The organism is Burkholderia gladioli (genome assembly GCF_000959725.1).
Taxonomy (GTDB): Bacteria; Pseudomonadota; Gammaproteobacteria; order Burkholderiales; family Burkholderiaceae; genus Burkholderia; species Burkholderia gladioli.
In genome coordinates, this window is sequence record NZ_CP009323.1 from 1,679,566 (window position 1) to 1,697,983 (window position 18,418).

At 70.1% G+C, this 18,418-nt stretch carries 11 protein-coding genes; all 11 read left to right on the forward strand.

The window, feature by feature from the left end:
• Window positions 1–165: 165 nt before the first annotated feature.
• The 11 genes from BM43_RS24460 (at window position 166) to BM43_RS24510 (ending at window position 18,383) form a co-directional block, all read left to right on the forward strand.
• Window positions 166–7,326: a discoidin domain-containing protein gene (locus BM43_RS24460; protein WP_232484004.1), complete on the forward strand. Its 7,161-nt coding sequence runs from the start codon at window positions 166–168 to the stop codon at window positions 7,324–7,326.
• Window positions 7,327–7,416: 90 nt separating this feature from the next.
• Window positions 7,417–7,881, forward strand: a complete 465-nt coding sequence (gene gspG, locus BM43_RS24465; protein WP_013696237.1) for a type II secretion system major pseudopilin GspG — start codon at window positions 7,417–7,419, stop codon at window positions 7,879–7,881.
• 135 nt (window positions 7,882–8,016) lie between these two features.
• The gene (locus tag BM43_RS24470) at window positions 8,017–9,204 is read left to right on the forward strand and encodes a type II secretion system F family protein (protein ID WP_036048629.1); all 1,188 of its coding nucleotides are present in this window, start codon (window positions 8,017–8,019) and stop codon (window positions 9,202–9,204) included.
• On the forward strand, window positions 9,204–10,913 hold the full coding sequence (locus BM43_RS24475) for a GspE/PulE family protein (RefSeq protein ID WP_042285428.1): 1,710 nt from the start codon (window positions 9,204–9,206) through the stop codon (window positions 10,911–10,913). Before BM43_RS24470 ends, BM43_RS24475 begins: the two co-directional genes overlap by 1 nt.
• Window positions 10,906–11,772, forward strand: a complete 867-nt coding sequence (locus BM43_RS24480; protein ID WP_174490193.1) for a hypothetical protein — start codon at window positions 10,906–10,908, stop codon at window positions 11,770–11,772. Before BM43_RS24475 ends, BM43_RS24480 begins: the two co-directional genes overlap by 8 nt.
• Window positions 11,769–12,320, forward strand: a complete 552-nt coding sequence (locus tag BM43_RS24485) for a pilus assembly protein (protein ID WP_036048627.1) — start codon at window positions 11,769–11,771, stop codon at window positions 12,318–12,320. The genes BM43_RS24480 and BM43_RS24485 overlap by 4 nt, the downstream gene beginning before the upstream one ends.
• Window positions 12,317–14,254: a hypothetical protein gene (locus BM43_RS41920; RefSeq protein WP_174490194.1), complete on the forward strand. Its 1,938-nt coding sequence runs from the start codon at window positions 12,317–12,319 to the stop codon at window positions 14,252–14,254. Before BM43_RS24485 ends, BM43_RS41920 begins: the two co-directional genes overlap by 4 nt.
• Entirely contained in the window at window positions 14,251–14,790 is a 540-nt protein-coding gene (locus BM43_RS24495; RefSeq protein WP_036048626.1) for a hypothetical protein, read from the forward strand. Before BM43_RS41920 ends, BM43_RS24495 begins: the two co-directional genes overlap by 4 nt.
• 31 nt (window positions 14,791–14,821) lie before the next feature.
• Window positions 14,822–17,365, forward strand: a complete 2,544-nt coding sequence (locus tag BM43_RS24500; protein ID WP_036048625.1) for a cohesin domain-containing protein — start codon at window positions 14,822–14,824, stop codon at window positions 17,363–17,365.
• A complete protein-coding gene (locus tag BM43_RS24505) occupies window positions 17,362–17,973 on the forward strand; it encodes a type II secretion system protein (protein WP_080742131.1) in 612 nt (203 codons plus the stop codon). Before BM43_RS24500 ends, BM43_RS24505 begins: the two co-directional genes overlap by 4 nt.
• Complete coding sequence (locus tag BM43_RS24510) at window positions 17,973–18,383, forward strand: type II secretion system protein (protein ID WP_036048624.1); 411 nt, start codon at window positions 17,973–17,975, stop codon at window positions 18,381–18,383. The genes BM43_RS24505 and BM43_RS24510 overlap by 1 nt, the downstream gene beginning before the upstream one ends.
• Window positions 18,384–18,418: the final 35 nt, after the last annotated feature.

The following is an 18,418-nucleotide window of genomic DNA, read 5'->3' on the forward strand; positions in this document are numbered from 1 at the left end:
CGCTGCACGGCATTGGGGGGCGTGCGCGGGATGCGCAGCCTTGAGTGCAAGACATACCTAAAACGCAAAACTGGGAAACTCAACATGCGCAAGAGTGTTAGGCATCCAGCCTGGCAGGGTGCGGGCTTGCTGCTCCTGTTATGGGGGCTATTCCTGCTATCCGCGATGCATGCGCGCGCAGCGGTGCCGCTGCCGCCGAGCAATCACATCCGGATCAACCTGGGTGCGACGCCGTGGAAATACATCAAGGACGCCGATGACCCGAATTCGATGAATCGGACCTTCGACGATTCGAAGTGGCAGTCGATCGGCGTGCCGCAGACGCCCGCCGACAACGACACCTTCATCAACATCGAGTCGGGCGGCGGCCAGGGCCAGTTGACCGGCAATACCAACTGGTATCGCAAGCACTTCACGCTCGATCCCTCGTTCGGTCCCGACAAGCTCAACCGCAAGATCCTGGTCGAGTTCGAAGGCGCGCACACCGGCGTGCAGGTCTACATCAACGGCCACTTCATCCCGGGCAACAGCCAGGTCGCGGCGAACGCGCAAGCCACGCACGTGATCGGCTTCATCCCGTTCGTGGTCGACATCACGCCCTACGTGCAGTTCAAGGACGCCAACGGCCAGCCCTTCGACAACGTGCTGGCGGTGAAGGTCTCGCGCGGCGACAAGTTCTTCGAGTCGCCGAGCTTCTCGGGAGCGTTCCGCTTCGGCCAGGACGACACGGGCATCTTCCGCCCGGTCTGGATGGACATCACCGACCGGATCCACATTCCCGAGAACGTGTACGCGGTGCTCAATACCTGGGGCACCTACGTGGCGACCGTCACGGCAAACGATGCGTCCGCAACCATCCGGGTGCAGACCAACGTCCTGAACGAGTATTCGTCCGACCAGCCGGTCACGCTGACCACCCAGATCGTCGACGCCTCGGGCGCCGTGGTGGCGACCGCGCAGGACACGCGCACGCTGCCGGCGAACAGCACCGGGCCGCTCGCGCCCGCCCTGTTCGACCAGATCCTGACGGTGAGCAACCCGCATCTCTGGTATCCGAACAACAGCATCTACGGTCATCCGTACATGTATCACGTGGTCCATTCGGTCAGCGTGAACGGCGTGGTGGTGGACACCAAGGAGAGCCCGCTGGGCATCCGCACCATCACCTGGAACCAGAACTTCCCCGTCATCAACGGCCACCCGCACTTCCTTTGGGGTGCCTCGGGCCGTTACGACTATCCGGCGCTCGGCTCGGCCGTGCCGCCGAACCTGCAATGGCAGGATCTCTCGCTGCTCGCGCAGGCGGGCGGCAGCTCCTATCGCCCCGGCCACTCGAGCCAGGGCCGCGAGTGGCTCGACGCCGCCGACGCCTACGGCATCATGATGCTGCAGCCCAGCGGCGACGGCGAGAACGGCTTCAGCGCGATCTGCAGCGGCACGGTCACGGGCAATTGCGTGTCGGCCGACAACATCACGCTCAAGGAAGAGCTGCACCGCGACATGATCATCCATGATCGCAACCATCCCTCGGTGCTCGCCTGGGAGGCGAACAACGGCAAGATGGACACCAGCATCGCCAAGCAGCTCAAGCAGATCTCGCGTACCTGGGACTTCATCAACACGCGCGCGCAAGCGGACCGCACGCCGGATCCGGCCAACGGCGACATCCTCGGCTGCTCGGGCCAGGGCTGCGACGTCGGCGTCAAGCAGAGCAACCCGGGCGTGCCGGCCTATGGCTCGGAATACTGGGGCGACGGCCTGGGCCGCTGGAAGTACGACTTCGAGATCCAGTTCGCCGCGTCCTACATCCGCGACTGGGTGCACAGCGTGGCCGGCAAGTCGTTCGGCATGGCGCACTGGTACCTCGCCGATACGCCGGGTGAAATCAACACGCAGACCGACGGCACGCTGAACACCAACGTGCGTTCGAACGGCGCGTCGATGATGGACGCGAACCGCTTCCCGCGCCTGCTGTACTACATCTACCAGGCGCTCTGGACGCCGAACCAGATCAAGCCGGTGGTCAAGCTGGCGAACACCTGGAACCGCAACACCACCGGCAACGTGCGCGTCAACGCGTTCAGCAACTGCCACTCGGTGCAACTGCGCCTGAACGGCCAGATCGTCGGTCCGGCCCAGGCGCCGAACCCGGTCAACCAGGATCCCTCGGCCGACATCACGCAGAACACCACGCTGCTGCCGGGCCAGGTCCATTGGGACAACATCCCGTTCCAGCCGGGCACGCTGGTGGCCGAGTGCCTGAACGACGACCTGCAGGTCGCCGCCACCGACACGCTGGTCACGGCCGGTCCCGCCGACCACCTGCTGCTGACGGTCGATCCGCAGATCACCAAGCCGGACGGCGACACCTTCGTGCTGACCGCCAACGGCACCGACGCGGCCACGCTGACGGCCAAGGTGGTGGACGCCCAGAACAACCTGGTGCCGGACGCCGGCCAGACGCTGACCTTCGCCGTCACCGGCCCGGGTACCTATCGCGGCGGCACGGACCACTACGTCGACCACTCGCAGCCGCAAGGCTGGCACGCGCCGGGCGACCCGAACCTGCTGGCCGAAGGCGGCATGGCGAAGATCGCGGTGCGCACGCAGTTCCAGCCGGGCACCGTCAACGTCACGGTCTCGTCGCCGGGCCTGGCCAGCGCGAACGCCTCGTTCGTGGTGCAGCCGGTGCCGCTGGCCGACACGCAGCCGTTCGACGGCACCGACATGAACGTCGGCCCGCAGCAGCAGACCGCGCCGCAGATCCTGACCCAGCCGAGCGACCAGATCGTCACGCTGGGCCAGAGCGGCACCTTCACGGTGCTGACCGCCGGCGCGACGCCGATCGGCTATCAGTGGTTCAAGAACGGCCAGCCGATCGCGGGCGCCAACGCGTACAGCTACACCACGCCGGCACTGCAACAGGGCGACGACCACGCCAGCTTCAGCGTCGAGGTCAGCAACAGCATCGGCAAGCTCGATTCGCGCAATGCCGTGGTCTCGCTGGTGCAGCCGCAGGCGCCGACGATCCAGTTGCAACCGCTCGCGAAGAACATCACCGCGGGCCAGAGCGCCGAGTTCACGGTGCAGGCATCGGGCTCGCCGGTGCTGACCTACCAATGGCTGAGGAACAACCAGCCGATCGATGGCGCGACCTCGCCGGTGTACGACACGCCGGTGATGCAGACCACCGACAGCGGTTCGCTCTACAGCGTGATGGTGAAGAACAGCGCGGGCACGATCACCTCGGACCAGGTGGCCCTGACGGTCAACGTGGCGACGCCGCCGGTGATCGTCTCCGACCTCGCCGACCAGAGCGTGCCGTTCGGCCAGAGCGCGACCTTCAGCGTGAGCGCCACGGGTTCGAACCCGCTCAGCTACCAGTGGACCCACAACGGCCAGCCGGTCGGCGACAACGAACCGAGCCTGCTGATCTCGCAGGCCCAGTCGAGCGACGCCGGCAGCTACGTGGTGACCGTCACCAACACGGCCGGCAACGTCAGCAGCCGCACCGCGACGCTGACCGTGAGCGGCACCGACGCCTCCAACCTCGCGCTCGGCGCGCTGGCCAAGTCGAGCAGCGACCAGAACGGCGGGCTGATGGCCGCCAACGCGATCGACGGCTCGACCACCTCGCGCTGGTCCTCGGCGCCGGAAGTCGATCCGTCCTGGCTCGAGGTCGACCTCGGCTCGGTGAAGACCTTCAACAAGGTCGTGCTGATCTGGGAAAACGCCTACGCCTCGCAGTACGACATCCAGGTGTCGAACGACGAGAAGACCTGGAACACGGTGTTCCCGAACGGCCAGCCCGACGGCGCCGGCGGCACCACCGCGCCGGTCACCGGCGCGGGCGGTACCGAGACGCAGTTCTTCGCCAGCCAGTCGGCGCGCTACGTGCGCATGCTGGGCACCAAGCGCGCCACGCAGTATGGCTACTCGCTGTTCGAGTTCCAGGTGCTGGACGCGCCGCAGTGCTCGGCCAACAGCGCCACCGAGCGCTACACGCCGATCCCCGCGCAACCGGGCACCTGGCAGTCGACCATCCCGGGCCTGCCGTCCGGCCCGTTCGTGCCGACCGTGAAGGACAACGTCAGCGGCCTGACCTGGCAGCAGACGTACACCACCTTCGCGGCCGACGGGGCGCAGTTCACGCAGCAGATCGCCGACCAGTACTGCAAGTCGATCGGCATGCGCATCCCGACGCTCAACGAGGCGATGACGATCGCGCGCGCCAACTACGCGTCCTGCGCGTTCCCGTCGCCGTGGCGCACCTGGACCACCACCCCGGTGCCGAATATCGACAACAACGCCTGGTTCGTCGAATCCTCGGGCAAGTCCTGGGCGGGCATCATCAACAACACGCCGGGCTGGGTGATGTGCGTGTCCGGCACCACCTCGCCGGCACCGGTGATCGTCACGCCGCCGGTGGCGACCACCGCCAGCGAAGGCCAGGGCGCGCGCTTCACGGTGGCCGTCACGGGCACCGGCCCGCTCGACTACCAGTGGAAGCGCAATGGCCAGCTGGTCGCGATCACCACCATCCCGTCGTACACCACGCCGGCCCTCACGGTGGCGAACGACAACGGCGCGATCTACACGGTCGACGTCAGCAACGCCGGCGGCACGGTGAGCAGCGCGCAAGCCCTGCTGACGGTGGTGCCCGCCACCGCCGGCAACGGCGGCAATGATGGCAACGGCGGTAACGGCAACAACGGTGGCAATGGTGGAGACAACGGCGGCGGTGGCAACACGCAGCCGCAAACCCCGAGCGCGAACCTGGCGCTCGGCAAGCCGGCCGTCTCGACCGGCAACGAGAACGACGGCTACGGCCCGTCCAATGCAACGGACGGCAGCCTGAATTCGCGCTGGTCCTCGGCCTTCTCCGATCCGCAGTCGATCACCATCGACCTCGGCACGGTGCAGACCGTCGACCGCGTGGTGCTGCGCTGGCAGGACTCGTACGGGGTGGACTACAAGATCCAGACCTCGCCCGACAACGACCAGTGGAACGACGCGGTGACCAAGACGGGCGACACGGGCGGCACCGAGGACCTGCGCTTCCCGGCGCCGGTGCAGGCGCGCTACGTGCGCATGCTCGGCACCAAGCGGGCCACGCAGTTCGGCTACTCGCTGTTCGAGTTCGAGGTCTACAACACCGCGAACACCCCGGCCTTCCCGATCACGGCCACCTCCAGCGGCGCGGGCACGCTCACGCCGACGGGCAGCACCTCGGTGCTGCAGGGCGGCGTGCAGACCTACCAGTTTGTTCCGGCCGCCGGCGGCGCCGTGACGGGCGTGCAGGTCGACGGCAAGGACATCGGCATCGTCGATCACTACACCTTCGACGACGTGCTGGCCCCGCACAGCATCAACGTCACGTTCGGCCAGGCGGCAGCGGCGGTGAACCTGGCGCTCGGCACCAAGGCCACGGCCAGCGGCCTGGAGGGTGACGGCTATCCGGCTTCCAATGCGGTGGACGGCAACCTGAACACGCGTTTCTCGTCGAACTTCGCCGACGACGCATGGCTGACCGTCGACCTCGGCAAGGAAACCGCCTTCAACCGGGTGGTGATCAACTGGGAGAACGCCTACGGCAAGCAGTTCCTGATCCAGGCCTCGCACGACAACGTCGACTGGTCGAATACCGTCTATACCCAGGCCAACGGCAAGGGCGGCATCGACGACCTGTCGTTCAACACCACGACCGCGCGCTACATCCGCCTGCAAGGGCAGCAGCGCGCGACCGGCTACGGCTACTCGCTGTTCGAGTTCGCGGTGTACAACGACCCGTCGAAGGCGGCAGGCGCCGGCACGGGCACGGGTTCGGGCAGCACCGGCACGGGCTCCGGCAGCACCGGCTCGGGCAGCACGGGCAACGGTGGCGACACCGGCACCCAGCAACCGGCCAGCCCGTTCGTCGAGCAGCCGGCCAACCAGGCGGTGCCGGCCGGCCAGCCCGGCCACTTCGCGGTGATGATGTCGGGTACGGGGCCGTACACGTACCAATGGCAGCTCGGCGGCAAGCCGATCGCCGGCGCGACCAACCGCATCTACGACACGGCCGCTGCGGTGGCCGCCGACAGCGGCAAGCAGTACAGCGTGGCGGTGACCGGCCCGGACGGGACGGTCCTGACGTCGAACAGCGCCACGCTGACGGTCGACACGACGGTACCGAAGTACACCGTCACGCCGGGCCTGGTCGGTATCGACCTGCAGAACAACACGCAGGGCACCTATACCGACGACCAGGTGTACGTGGCGGTGATCGCGCGCGACCCGGCGACGGGCCAGTTCGCCTGGCTCAAGCCGGACGGCACGCTGGTCGCCGCCTCGGCGGCCGACAACGACGCGCCGAACCACCTGACCGGACCCGATGGCCAGAACTACAGCAACTACTTCTTCACGCTCGCGCAGAGCAAGACGATGCAGTTGCCGCAGAGCTTCTCCGGCCGGATCTTCGTGTCGCTGGGCAAGCCGCTGTACATCAAGATCAACCAGTCGAAGAACGACGACGGCACGATCACCCTCGGTTATGCCCCGCCCAATCCGAACAACGGCACGGACCCGAGCCGCGGCATCCCGTTCGATTGGTTCGAGTACACCTTCGGCGGCAACGGTTTGTGGATCAACCCGACCCAGGTGGACGAGTTCGGCTTCCCGCTCACCCAGGATGTCTACTGGGCGAACGGCACGGTGCACCAGCGCACCGGCATCACCCAGCGTCGCGCCGATCTGTTCCAGGCGTACACGCGTGAAGTCTCGGCGGTGTTCCAGCCGTCGCAGCCCTCGAACTGGGTGATCGAGGCACCGGCTCACGATTCGTTCGCGGCCAACCAGCCCAACGGCCATTACTTCGACGGCTACGTCAACGACATGTGGACGTACTACGCCTCGAACGACCTGCCGATGGTGGTCGGCGCGCGGGCCTTCGTCGGCCGCGCCTCGGGCGCGCAGCTGCTGTTCCAGGAAGTCGACCAGCACAACGGCCAGTTCGCCGGCAGCACCTATGCCGTCAACAAGCCGAGCAGCGAGCAGGTGTTCCTCTGCAACGGCGTGTTCCTGGACGGCGACGGCACCCAGCAGCAGATCGAGGCGCAGCTCTGCGCGGCGCTCAACCGCCACGTGATGGGCGACGTCAGCAAGTGGAACGTGCCGTCGGCCTATTACCAGGCATCGCCGTACAACGAGTACGCCCGTTTCTGGCACGACCACAGCGTCAGCGGCCTGGCCTACGGCTTCCCGTTCGACGACGTGAACAACCAGAGCTCGACGATCCAGGCGCCCCCGCCGGGTCCGGAGCACATGGTGCTGGGGATCGGCTTCTGACGGCCGGGACCTGATGTAGGCGCGGCATTCGCCGCATGATCCGGGCGCCCGCGGTAGGGGCGCCCGCTCAACTTTTTCGAAGGGTGATCGATGATGAACCGGACCACGGTCCAGGCGAGCGGCGCAGGCCGGCCTCGGCTCGCAATCCGCCGCCGCGCGCGCGGCTTCACGCTGCTCGAACTGCTGGTGGTGCTGGTCATCATCGGCATGCTGGCGGCGATCGTCGGGCCGCGCTACTTCGCGCAGCTCGGCAAGTCGCAGGTGACGGTGGCGCGTGCCCAGATCGACGTGCTGACCAAGGCGATCGACAACTACCGGATCGACGTCGGCCGCTTCCCGACCGCCGAGGAAGGGCTGCAGTCGCTGGTGGTCAAGCCCGCCAGCGCCGACAAGTGGAACGGCCCCTACCTGAAGAAGGAAGTGCCGCTCGATCCCTGGGGTCATCCCTACGTCTACCAGGTGCCCGGCACCAAGGGCGACTACGCGGTGATCTCCTACGGCCGCGACGGGCAACCGGGCGGCGCCGGCGAGGACGCCGACATCAGCAGCGAATGACGCCATGCCCGGGTCCGCGCGAGCGGACCCGGCATCGCCTTGCGCCTGTGAGCGCCCCGAGCGGGCGACGGACGCAAGGCCATGCAGCGAGCGGCAACGGCAAGCAGCAACAAGCAGCAGCGGGAACCCAGCACCATGCAATTTGAAGTCAGAGCGCTTTCGCCGGAGAACCGGATCATCGCCCTCGTCGTCGACGCCCAGGACGAGGCCGGCGCGCGCGCCCACGTCGAGGCGCGCGGGCTGCACGTCACGCGCGTGGCGCCGGCGCGCGCGCTGGGCCGCCCGGCGGGCGGGCGCGGGCGGATCTCGCTGGTGCTGTTCAGCCAGGAACTGCTGGCCCTGCTCAAGGCCGGCCTGTCGATCGTCGAGGGCCTCGAGGCCCTGCTCGAGCGCGAGGGCGGCGCGCGGCTGCGCGGCGTGCTGGAGCGGATCCTGGCCGGGCTGCGCGAGGGCAAGCGCTTCTCCAGCCTGCTCGGCGAGCAGCCCGACGTGTTCCCGCCGCTCTACGTCGGCATCGTGCGCGCGGCCGAGGGCACCAGCGACCTGCCGCGCGCGCTGCAGCGCTACGTCGATTACCAGGAGCGCATCGACACGGTGCGCAACAAGCTGGTCAGCTCGGCGATCTATCCGTCGATCCTGCTGGTGGTGGGCGGCGGCGTGTCGACCTTCCTGATCACCTACGTGGTGCCGCGCTTCGCGACCATCTACGAAGGCACCGGCCGCGCCCTGCCGTGGATGTCGCAGATGCTGCTCGACTGGGGCAAGTTCGCCAGCGCGCACGGCCTGCCGCTGGCGCTGGCCGCGCTCGCCGGCGTGGCCGCGATCTTCCTCGGGGTGCGCGCCACCATCGCGCGCGTCGGCCTGGTCAGCCTGCTCTCGCGCGTGCCGCTGCTCGGGCCGCACCTGCGCATCTACCAGCTCTCGCGCCTGTACCTGACGCTGGGCATGCTGCTCGAGGGCGGCATCCCGATCGTGGCGGCGATGGAAACCGCCTGCGGCACGGTCTCGCCGTCGATGCGCGACGCGCTGCTGCTGGCGCGCTCGGCCGTGCAGTCGGGCGAGCCCCTGTCGGGCGCGTTCCAGGCCCGCCAGCTGACCACCCCGATCTCGCTGCGCATGCTGCGGGTAGGCGAGCGCTCGGGCGAACTCGGGGCCATGCTCACGCAATCGGCCGCCTTCTACGACGGCGAGATCAGCCGCTGGATCGACCGCTTCACGCGCATGTTCGAGCCGCTGCTGATGTCGGCGATCGGCGTGGTGGTGGGCACCATCGTCGTGTTGCTCTACATGCCCATCTTCGATCTCGCGGGGAGCCTGTCGTGATGCATCTCGAAACCGCGCCGGGCGAGGCGCTGCCGCTCGACGCCATGCCCTTCGACGCCGAACTGCTGGCACGCGCCCGCGCGAGCGCGGCCGCCACCCAGCGCCACCTGGTCGAGGAGCTGCAGGTGCTCACCGGCGCCGAGCCCATCGAGCTGCTGCGCGCGCTGGCGCGCCAGACGGCGATGCCGGTGCTGGAGACGGCCGGCATGCTGGCGCTCGAGCCGGTGTTCGAGCGCGTGCCGCTGTCGCGCGCCATGCAGCGCCGCTGCGCGCTGCTGCGCGAACCCGGCGGCGCGCTGGTGGGGGTGGTCACCAGCCCCTTCGACCTGGACCTGCAGACCTGGCTGGGCGCCCAGGCCGGCGCCGCCGTCGAGATGCGGCTCGCGCTGCCGGGCGACCTCGCCGCCTATCACACGCGCCTGGAGGAATCGGCGCGCGCGGTCGACAGCCTGGTGAGCACCGGCGACGGCCTGCGGGCCGACGGCCGCGCCACCCAGGTGCTGTCGTTCCAGAGCGTCAACGAGGCGGCCAGCCCGGCGGTGAAGCTGGTCAACTCCACGCTCTACGACGCGCTCAAGGCCGGCGCCTCCGACATCCACCTGGAGAGCACCGCCACCGGCCTGGCGCTGAAGTACCGCGTGGACGGCGTGCTCGACGCGGCCGCCACCCTGCACGGCGTGGAGACCGCCGAGCAGGTGATCTCGCGCCTGAAGGTGCTGGCCGAGCTCGACATCGCCGAGCGCCGCGTGCCGCAGGACGGCAGCTTTCGCGTCGCTGCGGGCGGGCGCGACATCGACCTGCGGGTGTCGATCATGCCGAGCATCCACGGCGAGGACGCGGTGATCCGGATCCTCGACAAGCGCGCCATGATCGAGGCCTATGGCTCGCTCACGCTGGAGGCGCTCGGCTACGACGCCGATTCGCTGGTGGCGCTGCGCGCGCTGGCCGAGGAGCCCTACGGCATGCTGCTGGTGACCGGGCCGACCGGCTCGGGCAAGACCACCACGCTGTACGCCGCGCTCACCGAGATCCACAACGGCCGCGACAAGATCATCACCATCGAGGACCCGGTCGAGTACCAGTTGCCCGGCATCCTGCAGATTCCCGTCAACGAGAAGAAGGGGCTGACCTTCGCGCGCGGGCTGCGCTCGATCCTGCGCCACGACCCGGACAAGATCATGGTGGGCGAGATCCGCGATCGCGAGACCGCCGAGATCGCCGTGCAGTCGGCGCTCACGGGCCACCTGGTGCTGACCACGGTGCACGCCAACAACGTGTTCGACGTGTTCGGCCGCTTCGGCCACATGGGCATCGATCCCTATGCCTTCGTCTCGGCGCTCAACGGGATCTGGGCGCAGCGGCTGCTGCGCGTGAACTGCCCGCGGTGCGCCGCGCCCTACCAGCCGAGCGACGCCGAGCTGGCGCGGCTCGGCCTGTCGCGCGAGGCCACCGCCGGCTACGACTTCCGCCAGGGCACCGGCTGCGGCGACTGCCGCGGCACCGGCTATCGCGGCCGGCGCGCGATCGCCGAGATCCTGATCCTCGACGACGAGATTCGCGACCTGGTGGTGGAGAAGCAGCCGATCCGCGTGATCAAGGAAGCCGCGCGCCGCAACGGCACGCGGCAGTTGCGCGAGGTCGCGCTGGGCCTGGTGAAGCGCGGCGAGACCACGCTGGCCGAAGTGAAGCGGGTGACCCTCAATGCTTGAACGCTGGATGAAGCGGCTCGCGCCGCGTGGACACTGCCGGCTCGCGCTGTCGCGCACCACGATGACGGTGCGGCGCGTGGGCGCCTCGCGCAAGGTGCCGGCGCTGTTCGTCGAACGGCCGCTGCCGGAGGCGGGCACGCCCGAGGTGCTGGCGGCCGCCATCGGCGCCGCGCTGAAGGAATCGGGCGGCCACGGCCTGCCCGTGCACGCGAGCTTCGCCGACGAGCTGGCGCGCTATTTCATCGTCACCCCGGCCGACAACAGCCGCCGCCTGCAGGACCTGCGCGCGGCGGCCGAGGTGCGCCTGCAGATGCTGTACGGCGACGATCCGGCCCGCTGGCAGATCCTGGCCGACTGGCAGGCCGCCGAGCCGTTCCTCGCCTGCGCCGTGTCGCGCGCCTGGGCGGGCGCGCTGCAGGCGGGCGTGCCGGCCGCGCGCGGTTGCCTGGTGTCGGCGATGCCGGAGTTCGTCGCGGCCTGGAACCGCTCGCGCCGAGAGCTCGACGCCGGCACCTGGCTGGCCACGCGCGGCGAGCGCGCGCTGACCCTGGGCCTGATCGGCGCCGCGCCGCGCGCGCGGCTGGCGGCGGTGCGCACGCTGGCGCTGCCGGAGCCCGCGCCCTCGCTGGGCTGGCTGCGCCAGCAGGTCGCGCGCATGGCCCTGCTCGACAACCTGCCCGCGCCGGCCGCGCTGCTGCTGCATGGCCCGCGCTGCGAGCCCTGGCTGCCGGGCGCCACCGACTTCACCGAGCCCGGGCTCACGGTGCGCTGGGCCGAATCGGCCGAGCGCGCGAGCGTCGGCGGCGGCCCGCTGGCCGAGCCCGCCGCGCCGCTGGCATGGAGCGGCACCGCGCAATGAGAAGCCTGCCCATCGATCTCGCGCCCTTCAGCCTGCGGCGCGAGTGGCACCGGATTCGTCCGTCCGCGCGCGTGCTCGCGCTGGTCGGCCTGCTGCTGTGCGGCGTGGCCGCGTGGCGCGCGCAGACGCTGATCGTCAGGCTGCAGGCGCTCGACGCGCAGACCGCGCGCATCGTCGAGCGCAACGAGCGGATCCTGCGCGCGGCGCAGCGCGTGCACCGCGAGCCGGTCGACATCAAGCAGGCGGCGGCCGTCAACCTGGCGGTGGCGCGCCTGAACCTGCCCTGGGACGCGCTGCTCGACTCGATCGAGGCGGCCACCCCGGCGCAGATCGCGCTGATGAGCATCACCCCCGAGCCGGCGCGCGCGCTGATCCGCATCGAGGCCGAATGCGCGGGCAGCCAGGACCTGCTCGACTACCTGGCCGCGCTCGGCAGGCAGCCGCTGCTGGGCCGCGTGACGCTGACCCGGCACGAGCTCGTGAAGGACGGCATGGACCCGGTGCTGCGGTTCCAGGTCGAGGTGCAATGGCGGGGGAGCGGTTCGTGAACCTGCAATCCCTCGCGCGCGGCCTGCTGCGGCTGCGCCTCGCGCTGGCGCGCTTCGGCACCGGCCCTTTGGCGGCCGGCGCGGCACTGGTCTGCGCCGCGCTGCTGTGGCTCGGCGTGCTGCCCGGCATGGCCGCGCGCGTCGAGGACGAGACGCGCTCGGCGGCGCGCCTGGCCACGCTGCCGCCGCCCAGACCGGTGATCTCGGCGCCCGAGCTGGCCGCCGATCGGCTGGCCGGCTTCTATCGCGGGCTCGGCGATTCGGCGCACACCGGCGAGATCGTGACGCGCCTGTTCGAGGCCGCGGCCGCGGCCGGCGTCACGCTCGACAAGGCCGAGTACAAGCCGGGGCACGACACGCCCGGGCGCTTCGATACCTACACCATCGTGCTGCCGGTGAAGGGCGATTACGCGAAGCTGCGGCTGTTCAGCGAGAAGGTGCTGCTGGCCGTGCCCTACGCGGCGCTCGACGACATGCGCTTCAAGCGCGGCTCGGCCAACGATGCCGGCGTGGAGGCGAACCTGCGCTTCACGGCTTTCCTGCGACCGGTGACGATCGCGCCGCTGAGCACGTCGGAGGTGGCGGCGATCGAGGCGGCGGGGGCGGCTTCCGGTGCCTCGGCGACGGCGGTGGCCGGTGCGCCTGCGAGTGGGGTGGCGGCGGCAAGCGCGGCTTCGGCGAGCGGGGCGGCGGTTGCGGTTTCGGCGGTGGCGGCGAAGTCGGCGGCAGCGATGCCGCAAGCCGCGTCGACGATCGACACGACCCGCCGCGCGCTGGCATCCAGTGACGGTTTCGTGCCGCTGCCGACCTCGGGCGTGGTGAGCCCGCATCCGCTGACGGTGGTGCCGGTGAATGCGCAGGCGCATGGCGAGGCCACGGCGGCCAAGCCGCCGAGCGCGGTGACGTCGGTGCCGAAGTCGCCGGTGACGCTGCCGGCGCTGGCGACGGCGAAGCCGGCTGCGGCGGCACCTGCCGCGACGGCAACGCGCGCGGCGCGGCAGCCGGGCGAGCGTGGTGAGACGGCATCTCCGGCGGCGCCTGCGGTTCACGCCGCCGCCGCCGCGCGCGAGACGAAACCCGTGGCGCCGTCGACGGCAGTTCGCGCGGCGCCGGCACCCGGCGCGGCCGGCATCGCGATGCCGGTTCCGGTGGCGGCACCGGCTCGCGGCGCTGTGGCGAAGCGCGCGGCGACGACGCCATTGGCCGCTTCGGCTCCCGGTGTGATTGCGAAGCCAGAAAACGCGAAGGCGGTTGGCTCGGCGATTCCGCAGGCGGCCGAGGCGAAAGCGACGCTCGGCGGCTCGGCGCGGATGGCGGCCTTGGCCGCCGAGTCGACGACGCCGCATGCGGATCAGGCAAAGGCGACGCTCGGCGGCTCGGCACGCATGGCGGCCTTGGCCGCCGAATCGACGGCGCCGCGCGCGGATCAGGCCAAGGCGACGCTCGGCGGCTCGGCACGCATGGCGGCCTTGGCCGCCGAGTCGGCGACGCTGCATGTGGATCAGGCGAAGGCGACACTCGGCGGCTCGGCACGCATGGCGGCCTTGGCCGCCGAATCGGCGACGCCGCACGCGGATCAGGCGAAGGCGACACTCGGCGGCTCGGCACGCATGGCAGCCCTGGCCGCAGCTACCGCATCGGCCCCATCGCCCCATTCCCCGGAAGCAAAACCCGCTTCCGCCGTCGCGGCCCGCCCGGCCGCCGCTTCCGCCTCGTCGCCCACGCGTGCCATCGAAGCGCCATCCCGGCCCACCGATTCGACGCCCGAGGCGGGCGCCATCCCCGCCTCGGCCGCCGCGCCGGTGCATGTGATCGACCTGAGCGCCCAGCCCGGCGGCTCCACGCGCCGCTTCACCGAGATCGCGATCGTCTCGCCGGCCGGTGCCGCGCCCGCCTCGGCCGGCGCCGCGCCGCTCGAGGGAGGCGCGCCATGAAGAAGCCGCAGCCCAAGCACATCGTGATGGCCGCGCTGTTCGCGGCCTGCGCGCTGGTGCTGGTGTTCACGCACCACGACGACGAACTGGTCGAGGCCACCCCGCGCCCGGCGCAGCCGAGCGTCGCGCAAGCCGCGCCGCGCGGCGCCGATGCCGAACGCGGCACCGCCGCGGCTGCGCCCGGCACCGTCGCGATCGCCGCGATCCGCGCCCGCGCCGAGCGCGGCGACGCCGGCGCCCACGCGCTGTTCAACACGCTGATGCTGGCGCCGCCGCTGCCCTCGGCGGCCCCTGCGCAGGTCGACGTGCCGCCGCTGCCGAACACGCCGGCGATGCCCTTCACCTATCTCGGCAAGCAGCTCGCGAACGGCCATTGGGAGGTCTATCTCGCGCGCGGCGACGACACGCTGATCGTCCACGAGCAGATGGTGATCGACGGCACCTACAAGGTCGATGCGATCGCGCCGCCCAACCTGACGCTCGTCTATCTGCCCCAGAAACTAGTCCAGACGCTGGATATCGGCAGTGCCGACTGATCCGCGCGCCACCAGGAACGAAACGTTGCGTATGCCATCCCCGAACCGAACCCGATCCCGCCCGAGCGCGCCGCGCGTCCTGCCGCGCCTGCGGCGCGGCACGCTGCTGGTCGCGCTGCCGGTGCTGCTGGGCGCCTGCGCCGGGCAGCAGGCCTATCGCGACGGCCAGAAACTGACCGCGGCCGGCAAGGTCGACGAGGGCATCGCCAAGTACAAGGAGGCCGCGAAGGCCGAGCCGGAGGACGCGGAATACCGCAAGACCTGGCTGGCCGAGCGCGAGAAGGCCGTCAACGACCTGGTCGAGGCCGGCGACCGGCTCGCCGCGGGCGGCCAGCGCGACGCGGCGCGCAAGTCCTACGAGCACGCGCTGTCGCTGAGCCCCGGCAGCGAGCGGGCCCAGGCGGGCATCTCGAACCTCGACGCCGACGCGCGCCTGAACATCGCGCTGAGCCGCGCCGAGGCGCTGTTCATGCGGCACCAGCCCGAGGACGCGCGGCGCCTGCTCGACGCGGTGCTGACCGAGGCGCCTACCAACCGGCGCGCGCTGGAGCTGCAGCGCCGGCTGTCGGCCGAGACGGGCGCGGCGCGCGTCGAGGCGGCGCTGGCGGCGGCCTACCGCAAGCCGATCCGCATCGACTTCCGCGACGCGCCGCTCAAGCAGATCTTCGACGTGATCTCGCGCTCCTCGGGCATGAACTTCCTGTTCGATCGCGACGTGAAGACCGACCAGCGCACCACCATCTTCCTGAAGAACAGCACCATCGACGCCACCGTGCGCTACGTGCTCGCCACCAACGGGCTGGCGCAGCAGGTGCTCGACGAGAACACCGTGCTGATCTACCCGAACACGCCCGCCAAGCTCAAGGACTACCAGGAGCTGGCGGTGCGCACCTTCTTCCTCTCGAACACCGAGGCGAAGACCATCGCCAACACGCTCAAGACGATCCTGAAGGTCCGCGACGTGGTGGCCGACGAGAAGCTCAACATGGTGATCGTGCGCGACACGCCCGACGCGATCCGCATGGCCGAGCGGCTGGTGTCGCTGGAGGACGTGCCCGAACCCGAGGTGATGCTGGAGGTGGAGGTGCTGGAGGTGCAGCGCAACAACGAGCTGAACCTCGGGGTGGCCTGGCCCGGCTCGGTCAACGTCACGCCGCTGCCGCTGGGCAGCGTGATCGCGCCGGTCACGGGGCAGAACACCAATACCAACACGCCGTATTACCCCTATGGCTATGGCGGCGGCTTTGGCGGTGGTTTCGGCGGCGGCTCGAACGGCACCAGCCCCGCGCTGACCATGAACGACCTGCTGCACCAGACCGTGCGCACCATCGGTTTGTCCTCGCTGCAGGCCACCGTCAACGCCAACGTGCAGGATTCCACCGTCAAGCTGCTGACCAACCCGCGCATCCGCGTGCGCAACCACGAGAAGGCCAAGATCCTGATCGGCGAGCGCGTGCCGAACTTCACCTCGACCGCCACCTCGACGGGCTTCCTCTCGCAGTCGGTCAACTACCTCGACATCGGCCTGACGCTGAACGTCGAGCCGACCGTCTATCTCGACGACACGGTCGGCATCAAGCTCGCGCTGGAGGTCAGCAGCCTGGGCAACACCATCACCACCACCACCGGCACCGCCGCCTACCAGATCGGCACGCGCACCGCGAGCACGGTGCTGCAGTTGAAGAACGGCGAGACCGACGTGCTGGCCGGCCTGATCGACAACGAGGAGCGCACCTCGGGCAACAAGCTGCCCGGCCTCGGCCAGTTGCCGGTGCTCGGCCGCCTGTTCGGCGCCACCGACGACCAGGCCAAGAACACCGAGATCGTGCTGGCGATCACGCCGCATCTGGTGCGCAATATTCGCCGGCCCGACGCGGATCTCGCCTACTTCACCTCCGGCACCGAAACCAGCATGCGCAGCATGATCCAGTCGAACGGGATCGCGCCGGCGGCCAGCAGCAGCTCGAGCAGCAGCGGCGCGTCGGCCGGCGGCGACACCTCGCGTTTCGGCGCGGGCGGCCAGCCGGGCGCGGGCGGTTACGGCTCGGGCGCCGGGGCCGGCGCCGGCGGCTACGGCAGCGCCTATGGCTCGGGCGGCGTGGGCCTGATCGGCGGCGGCGACGGGCTCGCGCCGGGCGGCATCGGGCCCACGCCCGGAACCGGGCAGATGACGGTGGACGGCCCGCCGCAGGTGAAGACCGGCGATTCGGTGACGGTCTCGCTGACCCTGAGCGCCGACCAGCCGGTGGCCAGCGCCGCCTCGACGGTCAGCTTCGACGCGACCAAGCTGCAGTTCGTCGGCGTGACCGAGGGCGACTTCCTCAAGCAGGGCGGCGCGCCGACCAGCTTCTCGAGCCGCGTGAGCCCCGGCCAGGTGCAGCTTTCGGATGGGGTGCAGGGCGGAATGGGGGGCGCCTCGACCGGGACCTACGCGGTGCTGACCTTCAAGGCGCTCGCGCCGGCCGCGCCGACCACGGTAAAGATCCAGCCCGGCGCGGTGGTCAGCCTGACCGGCACGCAGATCACGGTGCCGCCGCCGAGTGCCTACACGCTCGGCATCAACGCCACGCCATGATGCGCGCGCCGAAGCCTGTGCTTGGGGCGGCCTCGTCGTTGGCCTCGCAATCGGCCTCGTTATCGGCCTCGCAAGCGGCCCCGCTGCCGGCCTCGCGCCGCGCCCGGGCCGCGCGGGCCGCGTCGGGAGCCCGCCGTCGCGCGGCGGCCGGCTTCACGCTGATCGAGCTGCTGGTGACGCTGGCGATCCTCGGCGTGCTGGCCAGCATGACCGTGCCGGTGGCGCAGGTGATGCGCCAGCGCGAGCGCGAGCAGGAGCTGCGCGAGGCGCTGCACGAGATCCGCGCCGCGCTCGACGCCTACAAGCTGGCCGGCAAGGACGGCCGGGTGCCGGTGGAGAACGGCGGCAGCGGTTATCCGCCGAAGCTTTCCGTGCTGGTCGACGGCGTGAAGGACCAGACCGACCCGAAGGGCCGCAAGATCTATTTCCTGCGGCGCATGCCGCGCGACCCGATGAACCACGACGCGCAGCTCGACGCCGCCGATACCTGGGGCAAGCGCGCCTACGCGAGCGAACCCGACGAGCCGGAGGAGGGCGACGACGTCTACGACGTGTATTCGCTCTCGCCGGGCATTGGCCTGAACGGCATTCCCTACCGGAAATGGTGATGGCGACGAGACTTTCGATCCTGGCGGCGCGCCGCACCGGCAAGCGCCGCGGCTTCACGCTGATCGAGCTGCTGCTGGTGCTGTCGATCATCGCGCTGATGCTGACCATCGCGCTGCCGCAGTATTTCCACTCGATCGACGCATCGAAGGAAAAGATCCTGGCCGAGAACCTGCACGCCACGCGCGATGCGATCGACCAGTTCTACGGCGACCTGGGACGGTATCCCGATTCGCTGCAGGAGCTGGTCGACCGGCACTACCTGCGCACGCTACCGTTCGACCCGGTCGCCGACAACGCCACCAGCTGGCAGATCATCGCGCCCGAGGAGCAATTCCCCGGCAAGGTCTACGACCTCAAGAGCGGCGCGCAGGGCAGCACGCTCGACGGGCGGCCGTTCGATTCCTTATGACGGCGATGGCGCGTTCGGGGGCTGGCGCGGCGGCG